The organism is Psychrobacter sp. 4Dc, from assembly GCF_002836715.1.
Taxonomy (GTDB): domain Bacteria; phylum Pseudomonadota; class Gammaproteobacteria; order Pseudomonadales; family Moraxellaceae; genus Psychrobacter.
The window spans coordinates 21225-35984 of sequence record NZ_PJAT01000134.1; the positions used below are offsets into that span (position 1 = coordinate 21225).

9 protein-coding genes are annotated in these 14760 nt (G+C 43.5%); 3 read left to right on the top strand and 6 right to left on the bottom strand.

Annotation, left to right across the window (positions count from 1 at the left end):
• Positions 1-91: 91 nt before the first annotated feature.
• Positions 92-3202, bottom strand: a complete 3111-nt coding sequence (gene mutS / locus CXF61_RS11995) for a DNA mismatch repair protein MutS (protein WP_165598350.1) — start codon at positions 3200-3202, stop codon at positions 92-94.
• A 454-nt stretch (positions 3203-3656) separates the two neighbouring features.
• Here mutS and secA point away from each other — a divergent pair, with 454 nt between their 5' ends.
• Positions 3657-6458, top strand: coding sequence for a preprotein translocase subunit SecA (secA, locus tag CXF61_RS12000; RefSeq protein ID WP_102078073.1), 2802 nt, complete (start codon positions 3657-3659; stop codon positions 6456-6458).
• Positions 6459-6692: 234 nt separating this feature from the next.
• Positions 6693-7226: a hypothetical protein gene (locus tag CXF61_RS12005; protein ID WP_165598351.1), complete on the top strand. Its 534-nt coding sequence runs from the start codon at positions 6693-6695 to the stop codon at positions 7224-7226.
• Positions 7227-7350: 124 nt separating this feature from the next.
• Here the strand turns inward: CXF61_RS12005 and CXF61_RS12010 are convergent, their stop codons facing one another.
• From CXF61_RS12010 to CXF61_RS12030, 5 genes are all read right to left on the bottom strand, one after another.
• The gene (locus tag CXF61_RS12010) at positions 7351-7917 is read right to left on the bottom strand and encodes a YsnF/AvaK domain-containing protein (protein WP_165598352.1); all 567 of its coding nucleotides are present in this window, start codon (positions 7915-7917) and stop codon (positions 7351-7353) included.
• Positions 7918-8160: 243 nt separating this feature from the next.
• Positions 8161-9009, bottom strand: a complete 849-nt coding sequence (locus tag CXF61_RS12015) for a DUF2382 domain-containing protein (RefSeq protein WP_165598353.1) — start codon at positions 9007-9009, stop codon at positions 8161-8163.
• A gap of 398 nt (positions 9010-9407) precedes the next feature.
• Positions 9408-10589 carry a thiolase family protein gene (locus CXF61_RS12020; RefSeq protein WP_165598354.1) on the bottom strand — a complete coding sequence of 394 codons (1182 nt, stop codon included), beginning with the start codon at positions 10587-10589 and terminating at the stop codon, positions 9408-9410.
• Positions 10590-10698: 109 nt separating this feature from the next.
• Complete coding sequence (locus CXF61_RS12025) at positions 10699-12039, bottom strand: homoserine dehydrogenase (RefSeq protein WP_165598355.1); 1341 nt, start codon at positions 12037-12039, stop codon at positions 10699-10701.
• Between the two features lie 433 nt (positions 12040-12472).
• Positions 12473-13327, bottom strand: a complete 855-nt coding sequence (locus tag CXF61_RS12030; RefSeq protein WP_165598356.1) for a DsbC family protein — start codon at positions 13325-13327, stop codon at positions 12473-12475.
• A 405-nt stretch (positions 13328-13732) separates the two neighbouring features.
• Between CXF61_RS12030 and CXF61_RS12035 the strand changes: the two genes are divergently transcribed.
• Entirely contained in the window at positions 13733-14674 is a 942-nt protein-coding gene (locus tag CXF61_RS12035) for a DUF808 domain-containing protein (RefSeq protein WP_134292602.1), read from the top strand.
• Positions 14675-14760 lie beyond the last annotated feature (86 nt).

Below are 14760 nucleotides of genomic sequence, written 5' to 3' on the forward strand. Positions count from 1 at the left end.
TCTTTTGAATTAAATCAACTATAAGGGCTACATAGAATAGTTGGAAAATAAAGCGTATTTTAGCGCCTTTACTACACTTTGACAATTCCCTTTAATGACTAATGATTTTCTTCAGATGATAAAGTAAATCATGCGCTTGTTTAGGTGTCAGACTGTCAGGGTCAATCATACTTAGCTCGTCTTGTAGGCTAAATAGCTGATTTTGTTTCGGATTATCCAATGTGTCCGATATCTGAGCGGTATGAGTTATTTCTTGATTTAAAGTAGCATCATTATAACTTTCTTGCCGTTTATCCTTTACTGACTTAGCTAATTCATTTTTATCATCAACAGTTATTGCTTTCTCTACGGTTAAATGGTCTAACTGCAAGTTGTCTGCTAGATAGCGCTTAGCATCCTCTAGTACTTGGGTGGGAATACCCGCCATTTTTGCCACGTGTAGTCCAAAGCTAGAGCTTGCTGCCCCCGCGCGTATTTGATGCAATAGCAATAATTGGCCATCGACTTCACTAGCGGCGACATGCACGTTACGAATATTAGCATGGCTGCTTTCAGTGTAATTTGTACTCTGCGCCAATTTTGTCAGTTCAAAATAATGGGTGGCAAATAATGTCAGGCAGCCAATCTCGACCAAGCGATTGACACAGGCATGAGCAATAGCGAGACCGTCAGTGGTCGCCGTACCGCGTCCGACTTCATCCATCAATACTAGCGATTTGCTTGTTGCTTGATTAAGAATGTTAGCAGTTTCAATCATCTCTACCATAAAGGTGGATTTACCGCCTGCCAAATCATCAGCTGAACCAATACGGGTAAATATGCGATCGATATCACCAATATGAGCACTAGCTGCTGGCACAAAGCTGCCGCAATGCGCGAGCAGTACAATCAGGGCGGTCTGGCGCATATAGGTAGATTTGCCACCCATATTAGGACCGGTAATCAGAAGCAGCCTTTCGGGATGCTCGTTACTACCTAGTGCACAGTCATTGGCAACAAAGTGGTTTGTACTTGATGAATTACCGTTCCTACTATTCGCATTTGTTTGATTCAATGCCGCTTCGACCACAACGTGACTACCTTGACGAATATCAATGTTGGTTTGACTTTTGGCTACTGATTCGCTTTGGTCTTCCGTATGTAAACCCATGATTGGACGCTGCCAGTTACACGTCATGGCAAGCTGGGCCCAATTGCTTAGCACATCTAATTGGGCGATAGCAGCACTAAGCTGTTGTAGTTCAGCTAAATGTTGGTTTAAATGAGTGAGCAGCTCCTGATACAGCTGCTTTTCACGTGCCAACGCCAAAGATTGAGCGCTCAAATACTCTGTCTCGACTTCCTTTAGCTCATCAGTGATAAAGCGCTCACTGCTTTTAAGCGTTTGCCGACGGATGAAGTGGGCAGGGGCATTCTTCGCCTGCATTTTGGGCAGTTCGAAATAGAAGCCGCTGACTTTATTAAAGCCAACTTTTAGACTCGGTAATTGATTGTCTTGACGGGCACGCTCGACCATCTCGTCTAGCGTCGATTGAATATTGTCATGCAAATGAGTAAGGCGATCAAACTCTTCATCAAAGCCCGCTGCTAGCATTCCTCCATCGCGGATATGCGCAGGCGGTTCAATGACAATAGCGCGCTCGATTAATTCGGCAACGGATTGAACAGCAGGTAACTCAGCTGGCAATTGCTGCATCAGCATTGGTAATAGGCCCGCGTCTTCATGGCTGATACCGGATTTTGTCAATAGAGTAGTAAGCTGATCACCACTAGCGATGCCATCGGCAAGCTTGCGCAAGTCACGAGGTTTAGCACTCATTAGCCCGATTCGACTGCTGATTCGTTCAATATCGTCAATGGTATTCAGTGTTTCTCGTAAACGTGTAACCAGTAAGCTACCTTTTACATCTTGGTTTGATTCAATTGAGTCACTCTTTGGGTTTAGCAAACAAGTTATCGCATCTAGACGCATAGTGATACGTGAATGCTGACGCAGTGGACGTTTCATTTGCTGCACGAGTAAACGCTTGCCCATCGGAGTCTGACAGTGATTCAGCACAGATATCAAAGAAGTGCCGTTGCTACTAACAGGGGTAAATAGCTCGAGATTTTGCTGGCTATTGGCATCGATAATTAGGTAGTCATCGCTGTACTCGACGATGAGTTGGTTGACTTGTGGCACGTGGCGTTGCTGAGTTTGACGCGCATAGTGGATAAGCGCAGCGCAGCTGGTTTGTGCAAGTGGAGCCTCATGGATGCCCAACCCATCGAGACGCTGGACTTCGAACTGCTGACAAAGCGTGTCACTGGCATGCTCACGATGAAAGTCATTGGCAGCAACTTCTATAATAGGGCAGTCCAGATTTTGTCGTAACCACAGTAGCCACTCTGTATCATTGCTTCCAATGCTGCCGCCAACGCCATCAATAAGCGCTTCGCTAATGATGCATTCACTAGGCGCAAAACGTGCTAATACAGTCAGCATTTGAGTTTGCAAGCCATCTATATCGTTTTTATCTGCTATCAGTGTCTGGGTAGTCAGTGTACCCGCAGCCAAATCCATCTGGCTAACGGCTGCTTGTAACGTCTGGCTATGGTCTTGCGTTTTCATAGTCGCAATATCGATGGCGACCACAGTTGGCGTATGACTGGGGGCAATCAATGCGTCATCGGTGATGGTCCCAGCTGTAAGTGTTTTGACCACTTCGCGGCGCATTATGCTACCAGCAGCAGATTTACTTTTGTCTTTTTTCTGTTTATCGCCCATCGCAGGGACATTAGACTTATTATCAGCGTTGCCAGTTGTCGATTCGTCAATTTGCTCACATACAACGACGGTTTGCCCAGCAGCGATCAAGCGTGCCATATAGCTATCTGCCGCATGAAACGGTACGCCCGCCATGGCTATCGTGTTGCCTGCTTTATCCGTACCACGGCGCGTCAATGTGATATCTAATATTTGCGCCGCTCGCTTAGCATCATCAAAGAACAGCTCATAGAAGTCACCCATCCGGTACAAGAGCAATGCTTGTGGATAGTTGGCTTTCATGGTTAGATATTGCACCATCATCGGCGTATGGTCTGCTAGGTTATAGACGGTATCGCCTATACTTAAGCAGTCAGAGGTCTCTTGTTTTGATAAGGTTTTTTCTGATGAATTAGGAGTTGACGACTGATTTTGTACAGATGGCTTTACGGTCATGCAGAGTCTCTTATAGTGCTTTAATGAATGGTAATGAGTATTTTATGATAGGGGTGCTAAAGGGTTATTTATCTTATATATGAATTTGATAGATAGCTTTGGCTTTATCGATATGCCAGTTACTTATAGATAAATGGCATATCGATAAATTATGAGCCAAGACGCAGTGGTAGCAAGCGTATAAAAATCAAAATGTGAAAAATAATAAAGTCGCTGAAAAAGCTAAGAAATTTAACAAGGTATTCGCTATTTTAACACGTCCTACTAGGTTTTTACTGCGGCAAATATCTACTCGCTGCCCTTGTATCCATCAGCGTCATAACCATATATAATGACGGCACACTTAATTGGGCGATACTAAATTAGGTAGTACTTAGTCGGGTGATGACAAGGCAGAGAGCTAAGCTTTGGCTAATGCGCACTAATTATCGAATATTCCATAGGTCAAAAAATTATGTTATCAAAGATTATAGGCAGTGTGGTTGGCACCAAAAATGACCGCGAATTAAAACGCATGCGTAAAGTGGTCAGCAAGATCAACGCACGAGAGGCTGAAATACAAGCCCTGTCTGATGAGCAACTACAACAAAAAACTGAAGAATTCAAAGCCAGACATCAAAAAGGCGAAAGCTTAGATGCATTATTGCCAGAGGCATTTGCTGTCTGCCGCGAAGCATCATTACGCGTCAATGGTATGCGTCACTATGACGTGCAGCTGATTGGTGGTATCACCTTGCACGAAGGTAAAATCGCTGAGATGAAAACTGGTGAAGGTAAAACCCTAATGGGAACCTTGGCCATGTACCTAAACGCTATCAGCGGCAAAGGGGTTCATCTGGTCACGGTCAATGATTATTTGGCCGCACGCGATGCTGAGCTAAACCGTCCGTTGTTTGGGTTTTTGGGTATGACGGTTGGTGTGATTTACTCACAGCAGCCGCCACAAGAAAAAATCGAAGCTTATCAAGCCGATATTACCTATGGTACCAATAACGAATACGGCTTCGATTATCTGCGCGATAACATGGTCTTTAGTCTTGCTGAGAAAAAACAGCGCCCGCTAAACTTTTGTATTATCGATGAAATTGACTCGATCTTGATTGATGAGGCTCGTACGCCGCTTATTATTTCGGGTCAAGCTGAAGATTCATCACGCATGTATGCGTTGATTAATACGATTATTCCTGTGTTGATTCGTTCAAAAGACGAAGAAGCAAACAAGAATAACGAAGAAGAAGACTTCTGGATTGATGAAAAGAATCGCCAGATTGAGATCAGCGAAAAAGGCTATGAAAAAATCGAGCGCTTCTTAATCGAAGTAGGCGAGCTTGGTGAGAACGAAAGTTTATATAGCCCAAGTCGTTTGCCACTTTTGGCTCACGTTCAAGCTGCCATCCGTGCGCATCACGTATTTGTCAAAAACGTTCACTATATCGTCGATGAAGGCGAAGTGGTCATCGTTGATGAAAATACAGGCCGTACCATGCCTGGTCGTCGTTGGTCAGAAGGCTTGCATCAAGCAGTCGAGGCGAAAGAAAACGTTGAGATCCAAGCAGAGAACCAAACGCTTGCAACCACGACCTTTCAGAACTACTTCCGTCTATATGACAAGTTATCTGGTATGACGGGTACCGCTGATACTGAAGCTGCCGAGTTCAAATCTACTTACGATCTAGATGTCATCGTGATTCCAACGCATGAGCCGATTGCTCGTATCGATATGGATGACCAGATTTTCTTAACCAAGTTAGGCAAATACAAAGGCATCATTCGCGAAATTAAAGAAATTCAAGCCAAAGGCGCGCCAGTACTGGTTGGTACCGCGACGATTGAGGCCAGTGAAGAATTGTCTTACTTGCTTGACCAAGAAGGCGTTAAGCATAACGTTCTAAACGCCAAGCAGCATGAGCGTGAAGCAGAAATTATTGCACAGGCAGGCAGTCCAAAGTCAGTCACGATCGCCACCAACATGGCGGGCCGTGGTACGGATATTATCCTTGGTGGTAACTGGCAGTCATTTATCGAAGATATCGATGCGGTGAGTCCAGAGGAGATGCAGCGTTTAAAGTCTCAATGGCAAGTCAAACATGACCAAGTCGTAGCAGCTGGTGGTTTACATATCATTGGCTCTGAGCGCCATGAGTCACGCCGTATCGATAACCAGCTACGTGGTCGTGCTGGTCGTCAAGGTGACCCTGGTATGTCACGCTTTTTCCTATCGCTCGAAGATGATCTGATGCGTATCTTCGCAGGCGATCGTGTGGTCAATATGATGCGTGCGATGGGTCTCAAAGAAGATGAAGCCATCGAACATAAAATGGTTTCTAAATCGATCGAAAACGCCCAAGGCAAAGTTGAGAGTCGCGATTTTGATGCTCGTAAAAACCTACTGAAATACGATGATGTTGCCAATGAGCAGCGTAAAGTTATCTATGGTCAGCGTGATGATTTATTAGCAGAGATGGACTTATTAGAAGCCATCGAAGTGATGCATCATGAAGTATATAACGCGATGATCAATCAGTTTATTCCACCTGGCTCTATTGATGACCAGTGGAATATTGACGGCTTAGAAGACGAGTTAGAAGACGAGTTCAAAATCTCGATGCCGATTAATGATTGGTTAGATGAAGATCGCCGTCTGGATGAAGAAGGGCTGCGTGAGAAAATCGTTCAAACGGCGATAGATCGTTATCACAGTCGCCGTGAGCAGATGGGTGAAAAAGACGCCGCTCAGCTTGAGCGTCATTTCATGCTACAGAGTCTAGATAAGCATTGGAAAGAGCACTTAACGCAGATGGATCAGCTACGTAAAGGTATTCATTTACGTGGTTATGCACAGAAAAACCCTGAGCAAGAATACAAGCGTGAGTCGTTTGAATTGTTCCAAATGATGCTTGGTGCGATTAAGTCTGAGACTGTACAAGACTTGTCACGTGTACATATCCCAACCAAGGAAGAACTGGAAGCATTAGAAATTCAGCAACGTGAGAACGCTGCCCATATGCAAATGCAGTTCGAGCATGACGATGTAGATAACTTGGATAGCAATGCGAGTGGTTCAGCTGCTCAGCCGCAACCACAAAACCGTAGTCTAAACAGCGGTGCTGCGGCAGCTGGCGTTGGTGCTGCTATAGCAGGTAACGGTAGTAATGCTAATGAACCAAACCCATATGCAGGTATGAATATCAGTCGTAATGCAGCGTGTCCTTGTGGCTCAGGTCTTAAATACAAGCAGTGTCATGGTAAAATCTAGTTGTAGTAAGTTAATAGCTATGTATTGAACTGCTATTAAAGATAGCCTTTATCTGAAAAAGCCCTTATCTTAAGTAGATAGGGGCTTTTTTATATCTGTTAGATAACTTATGCAAACTTAAAACTTGCTAGACTAAGACCAACAAACACTTTGTATTGATTACTTACAAATTCAGCATAGGCGTGAATTTATGGACACGCTATAGTGTTTAACATATTTATTTGGGAGAGTGTCATGAGTGTAGAATTCTTAAAAAAAGTGCGTAGCTCAGTAGTTTTAACAAGTTTGTTGGCTGGCGCCTTGACGGTCAGTGCTTGTCAGCAACAGGCAGAGCCAGAGTCGGGTATGGAAGAGGGTGCTAATACAGAAGAGTCTGTTCCAATGTCAGCGGAGCCTGCTGAACCTAGTGATGTCGTCGTCGATACCGAAGACGCTTCGCTTAACGAAGTAGAAGGTGATACCACCGCTTCAGTAAACAGCGGCGTGATGCAGATGTCATATCTATGTACCCCTGAACTAAAAGTTGAGGCGACTTATAAAGAAGATGCCAATCAAGTTGTTGTCGCAACCGACATGGGTACAGTAACGTTGAACCAGACCAATGAAGGTAGTAATCCTGAAGTGTTTGAAGTGGCGACCGCAATTGATGGTGGTCAAGGCTTCACACAGTGGCGTGTAGGGCACGAAGCTCGTAAAACTGGCGTCATGCGTACTGCGGGTGCAGATGAGTCAAATGTTAATACATTCGAGTGTAATGAAGCTTCGTAATTTGTCTTCAATATTTAGTAAGTGATAGGCATTAAAAAAGCAACGCTAAGATAGCGTTGCTTTTTTATGTTGTGAAATAATCTTTATCAATCATACAATTTCGTAGTGGCTAAACTATCAGCGCTTATTTTAACGGAGTTGTATCAGAACCATGAGCCAACAGACCTTCTTCAGTCACATCTAACTCTTCATGCTTGAGCTCTACTTGAATGCTATCAGTATGTACATGGGTGCTTTTGTTAATTTCGATATCTTGAATAGCGTAGGTGTCTTTGGTAATAGTAGCCACTTGGCGAGATAGCACAATATCAATCGGTTCATCGCCAATCTCTATTTGTTTACCATTAATGGTCACTACAGCTTTGCTATCCAAAGAAGGCTCGACGTGGCGCAATATGTCTTTGTCATCATAGTTACCAGAGAGTAAATCTTGGCTCTCTGCGTCATGGTACTCAGTACGAATGGTGATATATTCTTCTACCAACTCAATTGGCACTTCAACAGTCTTAGTACGTGAATGCTTGGTGACGGTTACTTTACCCACATCTAAGCGTTCTTTGTTAATTACAGGACGCTCTTCTAATAGCTCTAAGTGTCCAACATTGACGGTATTATTCGTCTGCTTCGTTGAGATATTTTGTTCTTTATCCAAGTCATCTTGGTAAAGGCTGCTTCCATTTTCAGTAGTCATTGTTGTTCCTTTATAATTATAAAATGATGAGTTTTCAACAATCTAAAACGTTATATGCCAACTACATATATTAACTAGCTACATTTAATACTATAAACCATTCGCTCATGTTATGAATACAAAAAAGACCAGAGACATGCTCTGATCTTAATGGCCAAACATATGAGTTTAGCTGATTATTACTATCATATTTAACTGACGATATAGGAAATTTACGTCGTTAAACTATGACTTATTAGCATATTACATGCCACGAGCACGGCGTACATCTTCTGCTGTGATACCATCACGGTCTACTAAGTTACCTTCACGGTCAACCACGTTGCCGTCACCATCAACATCTAGCTCTTCGCGTTGAATGGTCTCAACCACAGTTTCAGTGTGATGATCGGTCGTCTTGCCAACATTTACTTCTTCAGAAACATAGGTTTCTTTGCTGACACGAGCACGTTCGGCCTGTAGCTCAACTTCAACTGTTTCAGTAGCATCGAGATCACCAATACGACGATCTGTTGGACGATCTACGCTAGTACGTTGGATATTGGCATGTTCTTCTTCTAAATCTACATCGACATTGCGCTCTTCAGTAACGACATGCTTACCTACTTTTACTAGACCAGCAACGATACGGTCTTTATTTACCGTTAGACGCTCTTCTAATAGCTCTAGCGTATTTGGTGCATCATAAGAGTGGTCTGCAATATCGACGCGATCTTCTACAGGGAGTGTATCAGCAGTAAATGCTTGACGATCTCTTTCGTACTGCTCTTTATAGCTGTATTGATAATTGTGATCGTATACTTCCATGGCTTCTACTTGTGTTTTGGTCAAGCTATCAAAGAAGACATCATCACCAACGATACGGGCTAAACCTGCTGGTACCAGTACTTCTTTTGAGCTAAACCAGCCGCCTGCGTCTACGATTAAGTAACGAATACGACCAGTGGTATCTTCTACTAAAGCACCTTCGATCTTACCGATTTTTTCTTCGTTAATACCGTAAGCAGTTTTGTTCGTTGGGTCATAATAGTCATCACCAATCAAATCTTGATGAGTAGCTTGGATATCTTTTAAACGGATTAGTTGACTCATTGTTATATTCCTTTTTTGCGAGTTTATTTTTTATAGTGTAATGGTTGATGTTGTTATTAGTTTTTAGTAAAACCATATTTATTACAGTTGATGGTAAGCCAAATGAATAGCTTCCCTATCAACTTGTAGCTATCCTAACACCGTGATTTTTGATGAGATATATAAGCAAGGTAGCAAAGTGTGCGCTTGCAGTAATTGCGTGTAATAGGCTGTAAGTGGCATAACATAGGAGGGGGTAGAAGTTAACGAGTCTTTACACAGAGTAATATTCGACATTCATCGAAAGAAAACAGACACAAAAAAACCGCATTATCATTAGCAATGCGGTTTATCAATAAACAATAATTATCTAAGTATTATTTAGCTAACTTACTTTAAGTCAGCTAAACCTACTTTATTTAAGCAAGTTCAATAGCTACGGCTACCGCTTCACCACCACCGATACATAGCGTTGCGACGCCTTTTTTGCCGCCAGTGCGCTTTAGAGAGTTGATAAGCGTAATCAAAATACGAGCACCTGAACAGCCTACTGGATGACCAAGGGCACATGCACCGCCTTCGATATTTACTTTGGCATGATCAAGTTTCAGCTCGTCCATTGCAGCCATAGTAACCATCGCAAAGGCTTCATTGATTTCCCATAGATCTACATCATCTACTGACCAACCAGCACTTGATAGTACTTTTTCAATGGCACCGATTGGCGCAATGGTGAACTCGCTTGGGTGACGTGAGTTTGAGGCAGTAGCAACAATGCGAGCTTGATAATCAAGGCCTTCAGCTTTCGCTTGTGACTCTTTCATTACTACGACGGCTGCAGCACCGTCTGAGATTGAGCTAGCGTTTGCAGCAGTAATCGTACCGTCTTTAGCAAATGCTGGACGTAAAGTAGGAATGCGATCAGCATTAGCAAGGGCAGGTTGCTCATCGGTATCAACAGTTTGCTCGCCTTTGCGCGTTGCAAACGTAACAGGCTCGATCTCATCTTTAAAATGGTTGTCTTTGATAGCAGTCAGCGCACGGTTCAATGACTCAATAGCAAACTCATCCATCTGCTTACGTGTATAGCCTTTTTCATCAGCCATTTCTTGAGCAAACATACCCATTAGCTTACCAGTATCAGCATCTTCTAGGCCATCTAAGAACATATGGTCTTTGACTTCTTTGTGACCCATACGATAGCCGCCACGTGAACCTGGCATGATATACGGTGCATTGGTCATTGATTCCATGCCACCTGCAACAGCAACGTTGAAGCTGCCCGCTTTGATACCGTCATGCGCTTGCATGACTGCTTTTAGGCCTGAACCACAAAGTTTATTGATTGTGACAGCACCAGTTGCATCTGGTAGACCTGCTTTGCGCATGGCTTGACGAGCAGGGCCTTGACCCAGTCCTGCCGTCAAGATACAACCCATAATGACTTCATCAACACTGTCAGCGCTAACGCCTGAACGTTCGACAGCAGCTTTGATAGCGGCGGCGCCCAGCTCGGTAGCACTCATGTCTTTTAGTGCGCCTTGAAAGCCACCCATTGGTGTACGTGCGCCGTTTAGGATTACAATTGCATCATTTGACATCGTTATTATTCCTTGTTGTGCGTTTTGATTAAGTATCTACCAAGAAATCAGATGCCGATTGGCTAGCTTTTGCTTATATTATAAGCATCTGTCTTCTTCAGTATGTGGTTTATGCTAGCTCATCTAGTCGTATGCGTACCACTTTATCAGTAATGGTCTCTAACTTTTCAATTTTTTCGATAGCAAGATTCATCTGACTCTCAACCACGGGTAGCGTCAGAATAATCACCGGCACTTGACCTACTTTATGCGCAGGCTTTTGCAAGATTGCATCAATATTGATACCGGCATCACTTAGGATGCGCGTGATATCTGCCAGTACGCCTGGGCTATCATAAGCATGCACACGCAAATAATAGCCAGTTACCATCTGATCAGCACGCAATATAGGTGTGTCTGATAGCTGCTCAGGGATAAATGCTAAATGCGGGACATGATGTCCAGTGTTGCTCTGATCGTCGCGGTCTTTACTACCCAGTACACGAACCAAATCCATGACATCGGCCATCACTGCAGAAGCAGTTGCACCAGCACCAGCACCATCGCCGCAATAGAGCGTCTGACCAAGTGGATGTGAGTTGACCAATACTGCGTTTTTTACACCATTGACGTTCGCCAATAGCGCATCTTGTGGAATAAGTGTCGGGTGTACTCGTAGTTCGACCCCTGCGTCACCATCGTTTTCACTATCGCGGCGTACTGCAAACCCTAAATGCTTGATACGGTAGCCAAGTTCTTCGGCATAGTTCACGTCTTGCAGGGTAATACCAGTAATACCTTCACAGTAAACTTTATCAAACTGTAGCGGGATACCAAAAGCGATAGAGGCGAGTAGCGCCAATTTATGAGCGGCATCAATACCTTCGACATCAAAAGTAGGATCTGCTTCTGCGTAACCTAACTCTTGTGCTTCGCTCAATACGTCGGTAAAAGGACGGCCCTTATCACGCATTTCGGTCATGATAAAGTTACCAGTACCGTTGATGATACCCGCGAGCCAGTCGATTTTGTTGGCGGCCAGTGCTTCACGCATTACCTTAATAATTGGAATACCGCCTGCTACCGCTGCTTCATAAGCAACGTGTACATTGTTTTCTTCAGCGAAGGCAAAAATCTCATTACCGTGTTCAGCGAGTAGAGCCTTGTTTGCCGTGACCACATGCTTGCCGTTTTTGATGGCCTGCATAATGACGTCTTTGGCTAAGGTGGTACCACCAATCACTTCGATAACAATATCGACGTTGTCGCTTGCGGCAATTGCCATCAGATCGCTGTTTTGCATGATATTGGTATCAATATCATCACGCTGACGACGTGTACCGACTTCGGTAATAATAATGTCGCGTCCGCTACGGCGTTTTAGCTCATTTAAATTGTCATTGATCAGATTGATGACGCCCGTTCCGACGGTGCCCAGACCAAGTATCGCTAGTTTGATGGAATTACTCACAGTATCCTCAAGAGGTTAAATATAATGAAGTCAGTATAAGCGGTGACAGTGTCAAATGAGTCTGCAACATCAAACATAACGTCTGCGCGCATTGTCTAGTGCTGTCTGCCTATCTACTTCATCATAGTTGAATAAAAAAAGCTCAAATAAAAAGGGTGTTGCTCATTTTGCATCGCGCTTTATCGTATCATACCGACAAGGCATTGTGACGTCTATACAATGCTATAAAAGCTCATGTCATAAAGGCCACTGTTCTAAAGGCTAATACCATAAAAGCCAATGTTATAAGAACAACACCATCAAGGTTATATCAGCTGACGATTATAAAAAAGCGGTAGCTTCAATCTTGTTTGGCATATGTATATGTCATTTATGCTTGATTGCCAATATTAGTTGTTGATATGAGTCACTCTAATATGAGTGACTCATATGATTAGTTAGCACCTACTGCTTGTGCCAATTCTGCTGCAGGCAAGTAGCCACCTACTTGTTGTCCCGTTTCGGTAAACACCGCAGGCGTACCGCGCACACCAAGTCTTGAGCCTAGAGCCATATGTTCTTGCACGGGGTTAGCACAGCTAGGGCCTTGTACATTGGCACCGATTTTTGCTTGATCCATCGCAGCTTTACGATCCTGACTACACCAGATCGCTTCCATCTTTGGTACAGACTCTTGACTGCGTGGCCATGCCAAATAACGAACCTCGATACCGCGCGCATTAATATCATCCATTTCTGAATGTAGTTTGCGACAGTAGCCACAGTCTGCATCGGTAAAAGCATAAATAACGGCTTTAGTTTCACCTTTTGCTGGATAAATCACCATGTCTTTTTCATCGACGGCTTTTAGCGCTTCTTGTGCTGTCGTAGCAACCAATGCAGCACTGATATCAACCGGAGCGGCATCACCCACAGCAATGATCTGACCTTGAATAATATGCTTGCCAGCTTTATCAGTAAAGAAAGAAGGTAGACCTTCAGCGGTCACCCAATAAATACCATCCATATCTGTCGGTACAGCTGAAACGATAGTTTCCTCGATACCAGAGCTTTTTAGGTTCGCCTGTAACGCTTTCACCACGGTTGCATCATTACCAGCTGAAGGCTTAGTAGCAGTGGCATTTGTCTGTGCAGCGTTTACAACACTGGTATTGCTGGTTGCATCAGCAGCATTGTTTGAGCAGCCAGCAGCAATACCAACTAACAGCGCACTTATCATAAAACGAGATAGAACGGTACGAGAAAGGGCATTACGCAAGGTGGTATTTTTGACAGTGGGGAACGGCATACGGGTTTCCTATAGGCGTCGCGCCTAATCATGAGTTCGTTATAAAAAACGCTATAAACTTTTCTATATAGTAATGTGTCTTGGCAGTGTTTTAAAGGTCTAACATTGAAGAAGTTTTTATAACTTATTGATAATAAAAGATAGGTAATAACATCCTTCATATTACCATATTTACGCCAAATAATAGCAAAGGGAAGGCTGCCAAGAAGTATCAGTAAAGCCAACTTTAGAGAATAGCTATCAACATAAATTCAAAAAATAAGATACATTTGTGCTATTTAACATAGTTGCTTGAACTTGTAATCTAGGGCTAATCGCATTGTTTCTATAAAAATCTATATAAAATGCGTTGTATAAACCATTTGAGAACGACTTACTTTAACAAATTTGCTTTAAGGAGCACACATGGCAGGTGCCAGTTTATTAACCTTACTCGATGACATCAGCGTCTTAATGGATGATGTGAGCGTCATGACCAAAGTTGCCGCCAAAAAAACTGCGGGCTTAGTTGGTGATGATTTAGCACTCAACGCCGAGCAGGTCACAGGGGTTAAGCCAAATCGTGAGCTCCCCGTCATTTGGGCAGTAGCCAAAGGCTCTGCCGTGAACAAAGTGATTTTAGTACCAGCGGCGCTATTAATCAGTTATTTTATACCGTGGTTGATTACTCCGCTATTGATGATCGGAGGGTTATACCTGAGTTATGAAGGGGCTGAGAAGGTCATTCACAAGTTTTGGCCGAAATTGTTGCCTCATGATGAAGAACAAAATGCCCGTTTAAAAGCCAACGCAGATGAGTCGGTAGATTTGGTCGCGTTTGAAAAAGACAAAATCAAAGGTGCGATACGTACAGACTTTATCTTGTCAGCTGAGATTATTGTTATCTCTTTAGGCGCAATTACAGCAGCTGGTGGCGATATCGTCCAAAAAGGCATCGTACTTTCGATAGTGGCTGCTGTCGTGACTGTCGGTATTTACGGCTTAGTTGCAGGCATCGTAAAGATTGATGATGCGGGTCTGCATTTGATTGAAAACTCACAAGCAGGTGATAGTAAGCGCAAGTTTGGCGAGTTTATGCTTGCAGCTGCGCCAAAGCTTATGAAGTTTTTGTCCATAGCAGGCACGATTGCGATGTTCTTGGTGGGCGGCGGTATTATCGTTCACGGTATCAGCTTTTTGCATCACAGTGTAGAAGACATTGCCCATCTTACTGGGGTATTTGAAGGGTTAACCGCGTCATTGTTAAATGGATTGGTCGGACTGATTGTTGGCGCTATTGTGGTAGCTATTGTTACTACTATTGGTAAAATCCGTGGTAAAGATGACACAGCGTCTTCTGCACATTAAGCTTATTTGCTTTTTATTGTCTCTCGTTTGAATTAGCAAGTAAGTTTGACTGTATTAAGATAAAAAGCCCCAAAGCTACGAATAGC

Coding starts and splice junctions, on each gene's coding strand:
- mutS (WP_165598350.1), bottom strand. CDS start 3,202: ATGACCGTAAAGCCATCTGTACAAAATCAGTCGTCAACTCCTAATTCA.
- secA (WP_102078073.1), top strand. CDS start 3,657: ATGTTATCAAAGATTATAGGCAGTGTGGTTGGCACCAAAAATGACCGC.
- CXF61_RS12005 (WP_165598351.1), top strand. CDS start 6,693: ATGAGTGTAGAATTCTTAAAAAAAGTGCGTAGCTCAGTAGTTTTAACA.
- CXF61_RS12010 (WP_165598352.1), bottom strand. CDS start 7,917: ATGACTACTGAAAATGGAAGCAGCCTTTACCAAGATGACTTGGATAAA.
- CXF61_RS12015 (WP_165598353.1), bottom strand. CDS start 9,009: ATGAGTCAACTAATCCGTTTAAAAGATATCCAAGCTACTCATCAAGAT.
- CXF61_RS12020 (WP_165598354.1), bottom strand. CDS start 10,589: ATGTCAAATGATGCAATTGTAATCCTAAACGGCGCACGTACACCAATG.
- CXF61_RS12030 (WP_165598356.1), bottom strand. CDS start 13,327: ATGCCGTTCCCCACTGTCAAAAATACCACCTTGCGTAATGCCCTTTCT.
- CXF61_RS12035 (WP_134292602.1), top strand. CDS start 13,733: ATGGCAGGTGCCAGTTTATTAACCTTACTCGATGACATCAGCGTCTTA.